This is a genomic window from Priestia sp. P1_B12_1 (assembly GCF_056406695.1).
The window spans coordinates 1-17,722 of the sequence record NZ_JBFTZR010000015.1; the positions used below are offsets into that span (position 1 = coordinate 1).

Here is a 17,722-nt window from a genome sequence, read left to right on the forward strand (position 1 = left end):
CGTGCCGGTGTAGCTCAACTGGTAGAGCAACTGACTTGTAATCAGTAGGTTGGGGGTTCAAGTCCTCTTGCCGGCACCATTTATATCGGAGGGGTAGCGAAGTGGCTAAACGCGGCGGACTGTAAATCCGCTCCTTCGGGTTCGGCAGTTCGAATCTGCCCCCCTCCACCATCTTTATTGGGCTATCGCCAAGCGGTAAGGCAACGGATTTTGATTCCGTCATGCGTTGGTTCGAATCCAGCTAGCCCAGCCATAGAGAGCCATTAGCTCAGTTGGTAGAGCATCTGACTTTTAATCAGAGGGTCGAAGGTTCGAGTCCTTCATGGCTCACTTAGCTCAGCTGGGAGAGCGCCTGCCTTGCACGCAGGAGGTCAGCGGTTCGATCCCGCTAGGCTCCACCATACATATAAACGTACAACCTTTAAGCAACTTGCTTAAAGGTTTTTTTGTGCGGTTTCTACAAATTAGAATTGTATATATATTCAAAAAAGTGTCGAGTTGAGCCATCGCTCATTTAGCCGTTACAATAAGAGAGTAGCAACATTTGTGATGGGGGGACATATGATGAATAAGCTTTCAATTATTGGAGTACCAATGGATTTAGGTCAAACTCGCCGTGGGGTCGATATGGGGCCAAGTGCGATACGATATGCAGGTGTTATTGAACGCATCGAGAATATTGGCTATAGTGTAGAAGATAAAGGGAATATTGAAATTGCCTTAGCTGAACGAGTACATAGTGATGAAAATACAAACTTAAAGAATTTAAAAGCTGTAGCAGATGCTAGCGAGAGGCTTGCTCAGACCGTAAGTGATGTTATTACAAATAAAAGGTTTCCTTTAGTGCTAGGGGGAGATCACAGCATCGCTATCGGAACACTAGCAGGAGTAAGTCGTCATTATCAAAACTTGGGCGTGATTTGGTATGATGCACACGGAGATTTGAATACAGCAGATACGTCTCCTTCAGGAAATATTCACGGTATGCCATTGGCGGCAAGTATAGGTATAGGAGACGACGCATTGACTCGAATTGGCGGTTATACACCTAAAGTCAAGCCAGAAAATATTGTGATTATCGGAGCACGTTCTTTAGATGAGGGAGAAAAAGAGCTAATAAAGGAAAAAGGAATTAAAGTGTATACGATGCATGAGATAGATCGAATGGGTATGACAAAAGTAATGGAAGAAACAATTTTATATTTGCGTGATAAAACAGATGGGGTTCATCTATCACTCGATTTAGATGGACTGGATCCACATGATGCACCTGGAGTAGGAACGCCAGTTATCGGTGGAATAAGCTACAGAGAAAGTCATTTAGCTATGGAGATGTTGGCAGAATCTCAGCTAATCACTTCTGCGGAGTTTGTGGAAGTGAATCCTATTTTAGATGAACGGAATAAAACAGCTACCGTAGCTGTTGCATTAATGGGCTCACTTTTAGGAGAAAAATTAGTATAAAACATTAGTACCTATCAAAAGATACATGAAATATATATGAAGATAAAAAAAAGAAGCTCTTAGTTCGGATTCGAGAGCTTCTTTATATAGAGAAAAACTTTTCATATTCATTTAATAAACCATCTAACTCTGAACTTACTCTCACCACTGTTAGTGATGATAAAGGGTTTTCTGCTGCAAGGGTGACCATGTTATTTCTGCATTCTTCAATTTGATTCAAAAGGTTCTCTTTTGTATGAGTCAAGCTTTCCACTCCTCTTCTTTTCATCTATACTAATTACATAACCTACGTACGATCTTTTTAAACATATTTGACAAATTTTTGTTAAAATAATTAAGCATAAGTGAAACTTTATGATAAAGTACACGTATATATACTATCCCGCAATGGGCGGAGGTAACCGTTACATGGATTTATTATTAAAAAGGAAAATAAAAAAAGTAAAAAAAGGTGACCAGGATGCGTTTGCTGACATAGTAGAATATCACAAGGATAAACTTTTTCATCTATGTTATCGAATGTTAGGAAACCGGGAAGAAGCGCAAGACGCTGCACAAGAGGCGTTTATTCGAGCCTATGTAAATATTCATAGCTATGACACGAGTAAAAAATTTTCCACCTGGTTATATCGAATTGCTACAAATCTTTGTATTGATCGAATTCGTAAAAAAAAGCCAGACTATTATTTAGATGCAGAAGTAGCCGGGACCGACGGGTTAAATATGTACTCTCAAATAGCTGCCGATCAGGCTTTACCAGAGGAAGAACTAGAGCAAGTAGAATTGCAAGAATTCATTCAGTCGGAAATATTAAAGCTACCTGAGAAATATCGAACTGTCATTGTCCTAAAATATATAGATGAGCTGTCGTTAAAAGAAATCAGCGATATTTTAGACCTGCCGCTTGGTACGGTAAAGACTAGAATTCACAGAGGACGTGAAGCTTTAAGAAATCGACTTCGCCACTTGTAAGGAGTGAACTAAGAATGAAATGTCCAAAAATGTATGTAAATCTCATTCATGAACATTTGGATGGAGATATTACAAAAGAAAATGAACTATTATTAAAAGAGCACTTGCATCAATGCAAAGGTTGTCAGCAGCATATGCATCAGTTAAAAAGAACCATTGCATTTGTGCAAAGCACTTCTCATATAGAATTACCCATGAACTTTACAGCAGGTGTTATGGCTGGGTTACCACGTGAGAAGAATCGAATTCGAATGAATAGATGGTTTACAAACCACCCGATTCTTAGTGCAGCTGCTGTATTTGTGCTGTTAATGTCCGGCACGGTGTTTTCAGCTTGGGAAACGGATGAAGACTTTTCTGTTTCAAAGCAGCCGAACTTGGTCATTCACGATAAAACAGTCGTTGTACCAAAAGGTGAGACCGTCAAAGGTGATATTACTGTGAGAAATGGCGATATTAAAATTGAAGGAAAAGTAGATGGAAATGTTACTGTTATACATGGTGATAAGTACCTAGCTTCTGCAGGAGAAGTGACAGGCAATATTGAAGAGTTAGACAAAATTTTTGACTGGGTATGGTATAACGTCAAAACTCATGCCAAACAAGCTGTTGACTTTTAATAGTTGAAACATAAAACCGTCCGCTTATCTTGTTAGAGAGGAATAGTGGACGGTTTTATTTATATAAAAAGAAGGCTACATTATATAGGAACAAGGATTTAAAAATAAGATGTAATTTACAGTGTAATTTTGTTTTATGGTATAATAAAACGGTTATGTTATCTTTATTACATATATAGAGGAAGTGAGAAGATGCCTATTGGAGACCTGCCAATCCTCTCATATTTAGGAAAAATTGTTGATGTTCTCCTGGTATGGTTCGTCATATATAAATTAATTATGGTCATAAGAGGTACAAAAGCAGTACAGCTTTTAAAAGGAATCACGGTGATTTTAGTTGTCCGCTTTATAAGTAACTTCCTTGGACTAAATACGCTGCAATGGTTAATGGACCAAGCGTTAACGTATGGGTTTTTAGCTATCATTATTATCTTCCAGCCGGAGCTGCGCCGAGCGCTTGAACAGCTTGGGAGAGGACGTTTGTTTTCACGCAGTAATTTGCCTGAAGAAGATGAACGTACCGTTACGATTGAGGCGATTATAAAAGCAACGCATTATATGGCTAAAAGACGCATAGGTGCATTGATCTCAATCGAAAGAGAGACGGGTATGGGTGACTATATCGAAACAGGTATACCGCTCAACTCTAATATTTCTTCTGAATTATTAATCAACTTATTTATACCGAATACACCACTTCATGATGGAGCGGTTATTTTACAGCGGGATCAAGTAGCCGCTGCAGCATGTTACTTACCTTTATCTGAAAGTCCTTTTATTTCAAAAGAATTAGGTACTCGCCATCGTGCTGCTGTAGGAATAAGTGAAGTAACAGATAGTGTGACTGTTATTGTATCTGAAGAAACTGGAGGCATTTCCGTTACCAAAAATGGTGAATTGTATCGTGAATTGACAATTGATACATTAAGAGAAATGCTAGAAAAAGAATTAGTCACAACTTCTAAAGCAACTTCTTCCACTCGTTGGCAATGGAGGTTGAAGAAGAATGGATAAATTGATGAATCGATCGTGGGTTATGAAAATTATCGCGTTGCTGTTAGCCTTCATGTTATATTTATCTGTTAATTTAGATGATGGTGCCAGTTCATCAAATAAGATTCTGAACCGAAGCAGTTCTGCCAACACTGGAGTAGAAACATTAACGGATGTTCCAGTTCAAGTATCCTACAATGAGAAGAACAGAATTGTAAGAGGTGTTCCGGATACGGTTATTATGACACTGGAAGGTCCTAAAAATATTTTGGCTCAAACAAAGCTACAAAAAGATTATCAAGCTTATATTGACCTTGATAATTTAAGCTTAGGACAGCATAGAGTCAAGGTTCAGTATCGAAATATCTCTGATAATTTAAACGTAGTGGTTAAGCCTGATATTGTAAACGTAACAATTGAAGAACGCGATTCAAAACAGTTTTCAGTAGAGGCAAGTTATGATAAAAACAAGGTCAAGAATGGATATGAAGCAGGGGAAGCAACCGTTAGTCCAAGAGCCGTCACGGTAACGGGCGCATCAAGTCAATTAGACCAAGTTGCTTATGTGAAAGCTATTATTGATTTAGATAATGCTTCAAAAACAGTGACGAAACAAGCAACTGTTGTCGCACTAGACAAGAATTTAAATAAATTGAATGTAACAGTTCAACCAGAAACGGTCAATGTAACAATCCCAGTGAGAAATATTAGTAAAAAAGTGCCGATCGATGTGATTCAAGAAGGCACGCCAGGCGACGGTGTCAATATTACGAAGCTAGAGCCTAAAACAGATGCAGTAAAAATTATCGGTCCGTCTGATTCTTTAGAAAAAATCGATAAAATTGATAATATTCCAGTCGATGTTACCGGTATTACGAAATCTAAAGATATTAAGGTGAACGTCCCTGTTCCAGACGGAATAGATAGTGTAAGTCCTAAACAAATTACCGTTCATGTGGAAGTAGACAAACAAGGTGATGAGCAAGACGCAGAAGAAACGGATGCAAGTGCAGCTGAGACTAAGTCATTTAAGAATTTACCGGTTTCTTTAACTGGTCAATCCTCAAAGTACACTTATGAACTGCTTTCTCCTACTTCAGTAGATGCGGATGTAAAAGGACCAAAATCTGATTTAGATAAGTTAACGAAAAGCGGCATTACCTTGTCAGCGAATGTAGGGAATTTATCTGCCGGGGAGCACACGGTTCCTATTATAATAAATAGTCCCGACTCTGTTACATCGACTCTATCGACTAAACAGGCAAAAGTTCGTGTAACAGTGAAAAAACAATCAGGGACAAATGATGAGCAAACAGATAAAGAAACAAGTGGAAGCACGAGCGATAGCGATAAAGAAACAAAGCCAGACACGGGAACTGGATCAGGATCGGGAACAAATCCTGGGACGGGAAATTCAGGTGATTCAACTGATAAACCAAGCGAAGAGACTGATACACCTGAAGATAATACAGATACACCAACAGATAGTACAGAAACTGGTGACGACAGTAGTAATCAAAGTGATGAAAATTCTACACCCGTAGATGGACAGACAGATAATACATCAGGAAACTAAATGTTTTGACATGAAGGAGAGAAAATTAATGGGTAAGTATTTTGGAACAGACGGAGTACGAGGAGTTGCCAATAGTGAATTAACTCCTGAGCTTGCTTTTAAAATTGGACGCTTAGGTGGTTACGTTCTAACAAAAGATTCAGAGCGACCAAAAGTATTAATCGGACGCGATACACGCGTTTCTGGTCATATGTTAGAAGGAGCGCTTGTTGCAGGATTGCTTTCAATTGGAGCAGAAGTTATGCGACTAGGCGTTATTTCAACTCCAGGGGTAGCGTATTTAACAAAAGCACTTGGCGCACAAGCAGGAGTCATGATCTCTGCTTCGCATAACCCAGTTCAAGATAACGGAATTAAATTCTTTGGTCCAGATGGATTTAAACTTTCAGATTCCCAAGAGAATGAAATTGAAGCGTTAATGGATAGTGAAACAGATCAATTACCAAGACCTGTTGGGGGAGACTTAGGTCAGGTAAATGACTACTTCGAAGGTGGACAAAAATATCTTCAATACTTAAAACAAACGGTTGATGAAGACTTCTCAGGTATTCATGTGGCATTAGACTGTGCGCACGGGGCAACGTCATCGTTAGCAGCACATTTATTTGCGGATTTAGATGCAGATATCTCTACAATGGGGGCATCTCCAAACGGATTAAACATCAATGACGGTGTAGGATCTACACATCCAGAAGCATTAAGTGCCTTCTTAAAAGAAAAAGGAGCGGATGTTGGATTAGCATTTGATGGAGACGGAGATCGTTTAATTGCAATCGATGAAAAAGGCGAGATTGTAGACGGTGATCAAATTATGTTCATTTGTGCAAAATACTTATATGAACAAGGACGTTTAAAGAAAAACACGCTTGTTTCTACCGTTATGAGTAACTTAGGCTTCTATAAAGCACTAGAAGCTAGCGGGATTGAAAGTGCACAAACTGGTGTAGGAGACCGTTATGTAGTAGAAGAAATGAAAGCTAATCAATATAACCTAGGTGGAGAACAGTCAGGTCATATTATTTTCTTAGATTACAACACAACAGGTGACGGTATGCTTTCAGCTATTCAGCTTGTAAACATTATGCAAGCAACGAAAAAGCCTTTATCAGAATTAGCAGCTGAAATGAAAAAATATCCTCAGCTTCTTGTAAATGTAAAAGTAACAGATAAGCATCATGTTACAGATAACGAGAAGGTAAAAGTGGTTATTGAAGAAGTGGAAAAAGAAATGAACGGTAATGGCCGAGTACTTGTACGCCCTTCAGGAACAGAGCCGTTAGTACGTGTTATGGTTGAAGCACAAACACAAGAAGAATGTGAAACTTATGTAACGCGTATCGTAGAAGTAGTAAAAGAAGAAATGGGCTTAGAGTAATTCATTAATTATATGCATAAGCGGTGACGTTTCAAGCTGCTTATGCATATTTTTATATTGTTGAGAAAAATTCTTGGAAATTATCTAATGCTAAAGGCTGTTTTTACAGATAGTAAAGAAGATAATTGACGTTTTCTCACTTCTTATTGTAATATTAAATCTGTTCGTCTCTTAATTTATGTAAAGGAGTGAACAATCTATTTTAAAAGTAAATACAAAGCGCCTGAACTAAGTAAAGGGACGGAAACGACTTAGTTGACGAGGAGGAGGTTTATCGAAGTATCGGCGGATGCCTCCCGGTTGTTGATTATCACGGCCGAAAACTTGATGTGAAAAACAATGAGGTGACTTATTGGACAAAAGCATTGAGATGATAATCATTGATGATGAAAAGAGACTCTCTTTTCATACATGAAGGAGGATTTTATCTATGTGCGGAATTGTAGGATATATTGGAACAGAAGATTCGAAAGAAATTTTATTACGTGGTCTTGAAAAGTTAGAATATCGTGGCTATGACTCAGCGGGTATTGCAGTTGTTAACAATGAAGGCGTACACGTATTCAAAGAAAAAGGCCGTATTGCAGAATTGCGTCAGGCAGTAGATCACAGTGTTGTAGCACCAGCAGGTATCGGTCATACGCGTTGGGCAACTCATGGTGTACCAAGCCAAGAAAATGCTCACCCGCATCAAAGTACATCTGGACGCTTCACACTTGTGCATAACGGTGTAATTGAAAACTATGCTATTTTGAAACGTGAATATTTACAAGATGTAACGTTCAAAAGCGAAACGGATACAGAAGTAATCGTTCAGTTAATTGAAAAAATCGCAGCAGAAGGCTTAGATGTAGAAGAAGCATTTCGTAAGACAGTAAGCTTGCTTCACGGTTCTTATGCACTAGCTCTTGTTGATAACGAAGATAAAAATACAATCTACGTAGCTAAAAACAAAAGCCCGCTTCTTGTAGGTGTTGGCGAAGGATTTAACGTTGTAGCGAGTGATGCTATGGCAATGCTTCAAGTAACAGATCAGTACGTAGAATTAATGGATAAAGAAACAGTAATTGTGACAAAAGAGGGCGTAACAATTAAAACGCTTGATGGTGAAGTGGTAGAAAGAGCACCTTATACAGCAGAGCTTGATGCAAGTGATATTGAAAAAGGTACGTACCCTCACTATATGTTAAAAGAAATTGATGAGCAGCCTTTAGTTGTTCGTAAAATCATTCAAGAGTACCAAAATGAGAACAATGAACTGCACATTGATGCAGACATTTTAGGAGCGATGGATGAAGCAGACCGCATCTATATCGTAGCATGTGGAACAAGCTATCATGCAGGCCTAGTAGGTAAACAATTCATTGAAACGTGGGCGAAGGTTCCAGTAGAAGTGCACGTAGCAAGTGAATTCTCTTATAACATGCCGCTTTTATCTGAAAAGCCATTGTTTATCTTTATCTCTCAAAGTGGAGAAACAGCTGACAGCCGTGCAGTATTAGTTCAAATTAAAGAACTAGGTTACAAAGCGTTAACAATCACAAACGTTCCGGGATCAACATTATCTCGTGAATCTGATTATACGTTATTACTTCATGCAGGTCCGGAAATTGCTGTAGCATCAACAAAGGCTTATACAGCTCAATTAGCAGTGCTATCAATTTTAGCGGCTGTAACAGCAAAAACACGCGGCATTGAATTAGAATTTGATTTAGTTCAAGAGTTAGCAATCGTAGCAAACACAATGGAAGTACTTTGCGACGACAAAGAAGAAATGGAAAGCATTGCTCTTCAATTCTTAGCAACAACTCGCAACGCATTCTTTATTGGACGTTCTGTTGATTATTATGTAGGTTTAGAAGGTGCGTTAAAACTAAAAGAAATCTCTTACATCCAAGCAGAAGGATTTGCTGGAGGAGAGCTTAAGCACGGAACAATCGCTTTAATTGAAAACAATACGCCAATTATTGCATTAGCAACACAAGAGCATGTAAACTTAAGCATCCGTGGTAACGTAAAAGAAGTAGTAGCACGTGGAGCTAATCCTTGTATCATTTCAATGAAAGGATTAGAAACAGAAGAAGATCGCTATGTGATTCCAAAAGTTCATGAAACACTTTCACCACTAGCAGCGGTTATTCCTTTACAATTAATCTCTTACTACGCTGCATTGCACCGCGATTGCGATGTAGATAAACCACGTAACTTAGCAAAATCAGTTACTGTAGAATAATAAGGTTCTAGACACCCTTCTATTATAGAAGGGTGTTTTTGTATATAATTCTCATTGAGCTAAAAAATATATTTGCTTGCTCAATTTATTTTATATAATAGAGTAGGTAAATGAACGAAACTCACTTATAAAAAAGGAAGTGAAAAGTATTAGTGGAGTAGCTCAAAGTATAAAGTACGTGTTGCGAGGCATCTTTTTTGTCTTGTATTTTCCCTTTTATTTTGTATTTCAAATTTTGTGTAAGCTATGGATATATTTTATCGCTAAGCCCCTCATATGGATAGGAACAAGAATTATTCAACCTGTGATTGAATTTATTTGGAGATACATTATACGTTTCTTGTTCGTTTATCCTATTTCTTGGCTATGGAGTGTCCTCATCTATCCTTTTATTCTCTTCGTTTGGAAACGATGTTTTTTGCCTATAACTAGATTTATATGGAATTACGTTTTATACCCTGTGTTGTATCTAGTTTGTTACCCTTGTTATCTTTTCTGGAAATATGTTGTGCTGCCATTTTACAATGAAATTGTTATTCCTGTGGTTTCATTTTGTCAGCGTATATTCCTCTGTTTCTGGAAAGGAGTTAAGTGGATCGTAATTCATATGATCTACTATCCTTTAAGGTGGTTTTGGATGACATGTATATATAAACCGCTTAAAAAATTATATATCAAAATCATTCAGCCTGTTTTCAAATGGTTTTCTCATTTATTTAGTTAACAAAATACACCAAAAGATTGCTTTTCTTTTTTAGGTATTAAACTCGAAAGATAAGAGGGAATTGATGTATAATAAAAACGGATATATCATTGCCTATTTATTTTATTAGATTCAATTTTGAAAGAGAGTGAAACAATATGGGCCGTAAGTGGAACAATATTAAAGAAAAGAAAGCGTCAAAAGATGCTAATACAAGTCGTATATATGCCAAGTTTGGCCGTGAGATTTATGTGGCTGCGAAACAAGGCGAGCCAGATCCAGAATCAAACCAAGCGTTAAAAGTTGTATTAGAACGCGCGAAAACATACAATGTGCCAAAAGCAATTATTGACCGTGCGATTGAAAAAGCAAAAGGCGGATCAGAAGAAAATTACGATAATCTTCGTTACGAAGGTTTTGGGCCAAATGGGTCAATGGTTATCGTAGATGCTCTTACGAATAACGTAAACAGAACAGCTTCAGACGTGCGTGCTGCTTTTGGTAAAAACGGCGGTAATATGGGAGTAAGCGGATCAGTAGCGTACATGTTTGATCCAACAGCTGTTATTGGTGTAGAAGGTAAGGATGAAGAAGAGACGCTAGAACTGTTAATGGAAGCAGATGTAGACGTGCGTGACATTTTAGAAGAAGAAGATTCTGTAATTGTTTATGCTGATCCGGATCAATTCCATGCGGTACAAAAAGCGTTCAACGATGCTGGTATTACGGAATTTACAGTAGCTGAGCAAACGATGCTTGCTCAAAATGATGTAACTCTTCCTGAAGATGCACAAGCTCAGTTTGAAAAAATGATTGATGCATTAGAGGACTTAGAAGATGTGCAGCAAGTATATCACAACGTTGATTTAGGATAATAGTGAAAGAGGCAGACCTATCAAAGAGGTCTGTCTTTTTTTATAGGCCGTGTGAAAAGCATCTATTGACCCTTTCCCTTCGTTTGGAATATGGTAAGATAATGAATTAAGAATAGAAAATAGTAGAATTTTATAAGAAATAAATGGAGGGAAAGCAGTTGAAAAGATTAATGGTGGGGATGGCGTTAACAGCTACACTTGTAACGGCTGTAACGCCTGGCTTTGGCTCAATTGGGGAAAATCAAGAAAAGGCATATGCAGCGACGGTTACATATAAAGTAACGGCAAGCAAGCTAAATGTGAGAAGCGGAGCGGGAACGACTTACGGGATTATCGGCAGCGTAGTGAAAGGTCAAACGCTATCTGTGATGAGCAAAAGCGGAAGCTGGTACAAAATTAATTACGGCGGCCGCACGGGCTATGTAAGCAGCGATTATGTACAAGCATCAGGAACAACAACTCCACCAGCAGAAAGCACAACGTATTCAGTAACGGCAAGCACGCTGAATGTAAGAAGCGGAGCAGGTACCAATTATGCAGCAATAGGAAGTGTGACAAAAGGTCAAACGCTATCTGTGATGAGCAAAAGCGGAAGCTGGTACAAAATTAACTATAACGGCCGCACGGGGTATGTAAGCAGCGATTATGTACAGTCATCAGGAACAACAACGCCACCGGCAGAAAGCACAACGTACATCGTAACGGCAAGCACGCTGAATGTAAGAAGCGGAGCGGGCACTAGCTATGCATCGATAGGAAGTGTGACAAAAGGCCAGAAGCTGTCTGTGGTGAGCAAAAGCGGAAGCTGGTACAAAATTAACTATAACGGCCGCACAGGCTATGTAAGCAGTGACTATGTACAGGCTTCAGCTACAACATCGCCAAAGCTCGTAGTGGATTCTTTTAAAACGTTAGGTAACGCTCAGCAAGTCATCTTGGTTACAGCAGATAACTACGATACGAAGTCTGCTAAAATTCAAACGTTTGAAAAAGTTGATGGAAAATGGAAGCAAGTTTTAACCGCGAACGGTGTACTTGGACAAAAAGGATTCGCTTTATCGAAAAAGGAAGGAGATATGGAATCTCCGACAGGGAAATATACAATTGGCACAGCATTCGGACGCTATGCAAATCCTGGAACTAAGCTTCCATATCGAAAGATTACAGCAAATGATGTGTGGGTAGACGATTCAAAAAGCTCTCTATATAATACGTGGCAGCAAAAGCCGGCGAATGGCCGCTGGACGAGCGCTGAGAACATGGACATCCCCGCTTACGATTATGGGTTTGTCATTAATTATAATGAATCTAGAACGCCAGGAAAGGGAAGTGCAATCTTCTTCCATGTAGGAACAAATTATACCGCAGGATGTACGGCTACTTCTAAAGAACAAGTTGTCTCTATTTTAAAATGGTTAAATCCAGAGAAAAATCCGGTTATTATTCAATCTCCTGTAAGTGAATTAGATAAATATTAAGTTAGAAAGCAGCTGAACTTTTACAGTTCAGCTGCTTTTTTATGTAATTAAAAGCTTTGTCTGTCTGTGGTACGACAAAGTTAGTTTTCCTATTCATTGAATGAAAGCGTTTAATCTCTTACGATTAAAGTATCATCACGTAGAGAAAGGAAGAGAGCAAATGGCTCAATCTAATATAAAAGTAGCTGTACAAAAGTTTGGGAACTTTCTAAGTTCAATGGTTATGCCAAATATCGGAGCATTTATTGCATGGGGACTTATTACTGCTTTATTTATTCCAACAGGCTTTTTTCCAAATGAAAGCCTTGCCAAACTAGTGGATCCAATGGTCAAGTATTTGCTTCCGCTGCTAATCGGCTACACAGGAGGAAAGCTTGTACACGATCAGCGTGGAGGCGTTGTAGGTGCTATCGCGACCATGGGCGTCATCGTTGGATCTGATATTCCGATGTTTCTAGGCGCTATGATTATGGGACCGCTTGGCGGTTACATCATCAAGAAGTTTGATCAGTTTATTGAAGGTAAAGTCAAAACAGGATTCGAGATGTTAATTAATAACTTCTCAGCAGGTATTCTTGGAGGAATTCTAGCAATTCTAGCCTTTTTAGGCGTTAGTCCAGCCGTGGACGGATTTACAGGCGCGCTTGTATTGGGTGTAGATTGGATGGTTGCACATGGCCTTCTTCCTCTTACAAGTATTCTAATTGAGCCTGCTAAAATTTTATTCTTAAACAATGCTATTAATCACGGTATCTTATCTCCAATCGGAGCAGAACAAATTCGAACAAATGGACAGTCCATTCTATTGTTATTAGAAACAAATCCTGGTCCGGGATTAGGAATTTTGTTAGCGTATTGCTTCTTTGGAAAAGGAACAGCAAAACAGTCAGCGCCGGGAGCGGCCATCATTCATTTTATTGGCGGAATTCACGAAATTTACTTCCCTTACGTTTTAATGCGTCCGCTTCTAATCATTGCGGCTATTTTAGGCGGAATGAGCGGCGTATTTACATTTGTTCTTTTAGGCGGAGGCTTACAAGCGGTTGCTTCACCAGGAAGTATTTTGGCTATTTTAGCTGCTACACCAGGTAATGCAGGCAGCTATGTTGCAAATATCTCCGGTGTTCTCGTTGCAGCCGTCGTATCGTTTATTGTAGGTTCGTTAATTTTAAAAACGGGCAAGCAAACAGAAGATTTGGATGAAGCAGCTCGCAAAATGCAAGAGATGAAAGGCAAGAAGAGTTCTGTAGCAGGAAGCTTTACAAAACAACAAGGAGAAGTACCAGCAAGCGTTCAGAAAATTGTTTTTGCCTGTGACGCAGGTATGGGATCGAGTGCGATGGGCGCCTCTCTTCTTCGCAAGAAAGTTAAACAAGCAGATTTAAATATTTCGGTAACGAATACAGCGATCAGTAATATTCCAAGTGATGCTCAAATCGTTATTACACAGGAAGAGCTAACGCCAAGAGCTCAAAACAAAGTTCCAGATGCGTATCATATCTCGGTTGATAATTTTCTATCTAGTCCGGAATATGACAAACTAATTGACCAACTAAAAAATGATCATACTACTTCTAAAGCGGAAAAAGAAAAAAGAGTATCTGCAGAAAATAATACAGATAGTAATGATGGTTTATTAAAAGAAGAAAACGTTTTCTTGGATCAGCACTTTTCTTCTAAGGAAGAAGCAATTCGATTTGCAGGGAGCGTGTTAGTAAAAGGCGGATATGTAGAAGAAAACTACGTTGAAGCGATGATTGAGCGCGACAATATGACTTCTACTTATATGGGAAATGACGTAGCGATTCCGCACGGGACAGAAGAAGCGAAAAAGAACGTTTTAAGATCCGGTTTTACAGTGATTCAAGTGCCAGAAGGCGTTGATTTTGATGGTGAGAAAGTTCGTTTGATTTTTGGAATTGCCGGAAAAGACGGCACCCATTTAGAAATTTTATCTGGTATCGCGATTACGTGTTCTGATATGGACAATATTGAAAAGATGGTTCATGCCAAATCAGCTAAAGAATTAATGGCTATTATTCAAAGTAACTAACGGGATAGAAAGGCATGGAGATGCCTTTTTATCCTTTGTTTATAAATAAGAAAAGAGTTGATGTTCTTGTTTATTACTTCAAGAGAAAAATCAATCATTGAGTTAATTATTAAAACGGCAGGAAAACATACAGCCCTTACACTTGCTACTTTTTTGAATGTAAGTGTAAGAACCGTTCACAGAGATTTGAAGGCAATTGAATCGATACTTGAAAAATTTGATTTGAAGCTGATTCGTACACAAGATGAAGGACTAATGATTGAAGGTAAAAATGAACAAATTTTTCGTCTTATTCAAGAGCTGATGAAGATTAAAACGACGGATCAGTCTCCACAGGAAAGAAAATTAATTCTTTTAATTCTTCTTCTAGAAGAAGGGGATTCATTTAAATTACAAACGCTGGCTAAAGACTTAGAAGTAAGTATCACTACACTAACTGCTTATTTAGATGAATTAACAGAGTGGTTAACCACATTTGACGTTCTCCTTCATCGAAAAAGAGGGGTGGGAGTAGAGGTTCAAGCTACTGAAGCCAATAAACGGAAAGCATTAGCTAATTATTTTCTTGTTCACTTTAGTGAGGAGTTAATTGAGTGCTTGTTTTTGGCAGAAAATCAGCAGCATACGGATGAAACAATTTTGCATTATTTTTATCCAGATTATTTGGCAGAAGTAGACGGAATTGTACATCGAGCGATTAATCAGCATCATTCTAAGCTGGCTGACAGCGATTATATAGGGCTCATTGTTCATATTTGCATTATGATACAGCGAACGAAAAAGCAAATGTATCTAGAAGACGACGGCGCCCAAACGGAAGAGCTGGCAAGTGAAGTGTTCTTAATGAAGGATATTTGCCGGGAAATTGAACGGGTATTTTCTCTTTCTTTTACAGAAAAAGATATTCATTTCTTAGCAGTGCGGCTACGTGCAGCAAAATTCCAAACTACTAGAGACGTATATTACGACAGCGTAGTGGTTGGGCAGATTATTAAGAATATGATTGCTCACGTTTCTGTTCAGCTTAACACCGACTTAACCGGTGATTTTTCCCTTTACCAGGGGCTGCTTGCTCATATGGAACCGGCAATTTTTCGTCTTAAGCAAAAAATGGAGCTTTTTAATCCATTAACAGAAGAGATTAAGAAAAAATACCCGGTTTTATTTATGGCTGTGAGAAACAGTATCGATCAAGAGCTGCCGGATTTAGTTTTTCCAGATGATGAAGTAGCATATCTTGTTTTGCATTTTGGTTCAACGCTAGTGCTAAAAGAAGAAATCATGGAAATTCAGGCACTGATCGTCTGTCCAACTGGAATTGGCACCTCGAAAATGTTAGCTAGCCGTATTCGTAAAGAAATTCCGGAGATTAATTCAGTTGTCATTAAATCGGTAAAAGAAATCAAAGAAGCCGCGCTTGAAGGGTATGACTTAGTGATTTCAACAGTAAGACTGCCTTTTTTAAATGTCGATTACATTTTAGTCAATCCACTCTTAACCGAAGAGGATATTCAATCCGTCCAGAATTTTTTACAGAAAAACATTCAAAAGTTAACCAAAGATAAGGACTATCGCTCGTTCCAATATAAAAATAAGACCGTTTGTAAAGAAAAACTGTCTTTTGAGGAAACGATGAAACAAATTAAAGACATGCATGGAAGTATCGAATCAATTCTTCAAAACCTTAGAATGTATCGATTTTCGGATGCAGTGAGTCACGATCAAGTGATTTCGCACGTAGTAAAAGCTGCTGAAAAAGAACGTTTAATAACCAATGCTAACTGCGTTATTCATCAGCTTAAGGAACGAGAAAACAAAGGCGGTTTAGGCATTCCGCAAACGAGCATGGCACTGTTCCATTGCCGTGAACATCACGTGAACGAGCTGATTTTTCAAGTTTCACATTTAGAACAACCTTGCACAGTTAAAGGCATGGACGGAACAAATATGCAGGCGCGTAACCTTCTATTAATGCTCGCACCTGAAGAGTTAAGTGAAGCACAACAAGAAATTTTAAGTTTAATTAGTACCAGTTTAATTGAAGACCATGAAGCAATGATGATTTTTTCGTCCTCGAATGAAGAGATAATTCGCAAAAAGCTAGAGGATACGTTTCATGAGTACCTTCGAAATAATTTGATAAAGGAATGATTTTTGTGAAACAAGCAGTTCATTTTGGAGCAGGCAATATCGGTCGAGGATTCATTGGGGCATTGTTTTCTCAAAGCAACTATCACGTCAAATTCGTAGATATTGCTGAAAAGATTATTAATCAGTTAAACACAGATGGAGGGTATAACGTAATAACAGCCGCAGAGCACCCCGAGACATTAGCTGTTCAAAACGTATCTGGTTTAAATAATCTGACACAAGAACAAGCAGTCATTAAAGCGATTAAAGAAGCAACGTACATTACGACGGCCATCGGACCGAACGTTCTGCCTCGCATTGCTCCTTTAATTGCTAAAGGTTTGGCTGAACGTGTAAAAGCAAGCGACGAAAATGTATATATTATTGCATGTGAAAATCAAATCTCTGCGACAGATTTATTAAAAGGCTATATTTTTGACGCGCTGGATGAAGAGACAAAAGCTCATATGATAAATAAGGTCTTTTTCTTCAATTCAGCTGTAGATCGTATCGTGCCTATTCAACATGACCAAGGTTCGCTTGATGTTTTAGTAGAATCCTATTATGAATGGGTAGTAGAGGCACCTGAAGATATTCCTTTTGTAGAAGGAATGACGATTGTGGCTGACCTTGCTCCTTTTATTGAAAGAAAGTTATTTACAGTGAATACGGGACACGCGGTGATTGCATATTTTGGTTATTTAAAAGGAAAAGAAACAATTGATCAAACGTTAAGAGATTCAGGTATTTATGAACAAGTACAGCAAACACTACAAGAAACAGGAAACTATCTAATTGAAAGATATGACTTAGATAAAGAGGAGCACAAAGCTTATATTACTAAAATCATTGAACGCTTTAAAAATCCTCATTTAAATGATTCAGTTAAAAGGGTAGGAAGAGCTCCAATTCGCAAGCTTGGACCTCAGGATCGTTTGATTCGTCCAGCGCTAGAAGCAAAAAAAGCGGGCCTTTCTTATACCTATTTAGCAAAGGCTATTGCCGCTGCGCTTTTATTTGACCCGCAAGAAGATAAAGAGGCTATGAAGCTTCAAGCGAATATTCAGGAGTATGGTATTGAGTATGTATTAAAAGAGATTAGTGAGTTAGAGGCAAGTAATGATTTAACAAAAGAAATCATTGCTCAATATAATACTTTAAAATCGTGAATGAATTTAGTACGTGTAAACAGTCCATTTTAAATGGGCTGTTTTTCTTTTAGCAGAAAGGGAATGTTTGTGTATAGGAGG

General features: G+C 38.4%; 13 protein-coding genes and 4 tRNA genes. 16 read left to right on the top strand and 1 reads right to left on the bottom strand.

Going from position 1 to position 17,722, the window contains the following annotated elements:
• Window positions 1–3 precede the first annotated feature (3 nt).
• From AC1D0Y_RS25755 to rocF, 5 genes are all read left to right on the top strand, one after another.
• Window positions 4–79, top strand: a tRNA-Thr gene (locus AC1D0Y_RS25755).
• An 8-nt stretch (window positions 80–87) separates the two neighbouring features.
• Window positions 88–171 (top strand) — tRNA-Tyr (locus tag AC1D0Y_RS25760).
• A gap of 7 nt (window positions 172–178) precedes the next feature.
• Window positions 179–253, top strand: a tRNA-Gln gene (locus AC1D0Y_RS25765).
• 4 nt (window positions 254–257) lie between these two features.
• Window positions 258–330: transfer RNA gene (locus tag AC1D0Y_RS25770), tRNA-Lys, on the top strand.
• 234 nt (window positions 331–564) lie between these two features.
• Window positions 565–1,464, top strand: a complete 900-nt coding sequence (rocF, locus tag AC1D0Y_RS25775) for an arginase (RefSeq protein WP_025753445.1) — start codon at window positions 565–567, stop codon at window positions 1,462–1,464.
• 82 nt (window positions 1,465–1,546) lie between these two features.
• Here rocF and AC1D0Y_RS25780 read toward each other — a convergent pair whose 3' ends face one another.
• Window positions 1,547–1,708 (bottom strand): aspartyl-phosphate phosphatase Spo0E family protein, encoded by a 162-nt coding sequence (locus AC1D0Y_RS25780; RefSeq protein ID WP_013054968.1) that lies wholly within the window; start codon window positions 1,706–1,708, stop codon window positions 1,547–1,549.
• Window positions 1,709–1,872: 164 nt separating this feature from the next.
• Between AC1D0Y_RS25780 and sigW the strand changes: the two genes are divergently transcribed.
• From sigW to AC1D0Y_RS25835, 11 genes are all read left to right on the top strand, one after another.
• On the top strand, window positions 1,873–2,436 hold the full coding sequence (gene sigW, locus AC1D0Y_RS25785) for an RNA polymerase sigma factor SigW (RefSeq protein ID WP_013054969.1): 564 nt from the start codon (window positions 1,873–1,875) through the stop codon (window positions 2,434–2,436).
• Window positions 2,437–2,450: 14 nt separating this feature from the next.
• Window positions 2,451–3,056 carry an anti-sigma factor family protein gene (locus tag AC1D0Y_RS25790; protein WP_013081391.1) on the top strand — a complete coding sequence of 202 codons (606 nt, stop codon included), beginning with the start codon at window positions 2,451–2,453 and terminating at the stop codon, window positions 3,054–3,056.
• 192 nt (window positions 3,057–3,248) lie between these two features.
• Complete coding sequence (gene cdaA / locus AC1D0Y_RS25795; protein WP_013054971.1) at window positions 3,249–4,070, top strand: diadenylate cyclase CdaA; 822 nt, start codon at window positions 3,249–3,251, stop codon at window positions 4,068–4,070.
• Window positions 4,063–5,625: a CdaR family protein gene (locus AC1D0Y_RS25800; RefSeq protein WP_060745921.1), complete on the top strand. Its 1,563-nt coding sequence runs from the start codon at window positions 4,063–4,065 to the stop codon at window positions 5,623–5,625. Before cdaA ends, AC1D0Y_RS25800 begins: the two co-directional genes overlap by 8 nt.
• Window positions 5,626–5,653: 28 nt before the next feature.
• Window positions 5,654–7,000, top strand: a complete 1,347-nt coding sequence (gene glmM, locus AC1D0Y_RS25805) for a phosphoglucosamine mutase (RefSeq protein ID WP_028410401.1) — start codon at window positions 5,654–5,656, stop codon at window positions 6,998–7,000.
• A gap of 430 nt (window positions 7,001–7,430) precedes the next feature.
• Complete coding sequence (glmS, locus tag AC1D0Y_RS25810; protein ID WP_028410402.1) at window positions 7,431–9,233, top strand: glutamine--fructose-6-phosphate transaminase (isomerizing); 1,803 nt, start codon at window positions 7,431–7,433, stop codon at window positions 9,231–9,233.
• 861 nt (window positions 9,234–10,094) lie between these two features.
• Entirely contained in the window at window positions 10,095–10,811 is a 717-nt protein-coding gene (locus tag AC1D0Y_RS25815; protein WP_013054976.1) for a YebC/PmpR family DNA-binding transcriptional regulator, read from the top strand.
• A gap of 158 nt (window positions 10,812–10,969) precedes the next feature.
• Window positions 10,970–12,289, top strand: a complete 1,320-nt coding sequence (locus AC1D0Y_RS25820) for an SH3 domain-containing protein (protein WP_477708121.1) — start codon at window positions 10,970–10,972, stop codon at window positions 12,287–12,289.
• Between the two features lie 160 nt (window positions 12,290–12,449).
• Window positions 12,450–14,342, top strand: coding sequence for a PTS mannitol transporter subunit IICBA (locus AC1D0Y_RS25825; RefSeq protein WP_060745923.1), 1,893 nt, complete (start codon window positions 12,450–12,452; stop codon window positions 14,340–14,342).
• Window positions 14,343–14,402: 60 nt separating this feature from the next.
• On the top strand, window positions 14,403–16,493 hold the full coding sequence (locus AC1D0Y_RS25830) for a BglG family transcription antiterminator (RefSeq protein WP_060745924.1): 2,091 nt from the start codon (window positions 14,403–14,405) through the stop codon (window positions 16,491–16,493).
• Window positions 16,494–16,498: 5 nt separating this feature from the next.
• Window positions 16,499–17,641: a mannitol-1-phosphate 5-dehydrogenase gene (locus AC1D0Y_RS25835; RefSeq protein ID WP_060745925.1), complete on the top strand. Its 1,143-nt coding sequence runs from the start codon at window positions 16,499–16,501 to the stop codon at window positions 17,639–17,641.
• The last annotated feature ends 81 nt before the right edge of the window (window positions 17,642–17,722 follow it).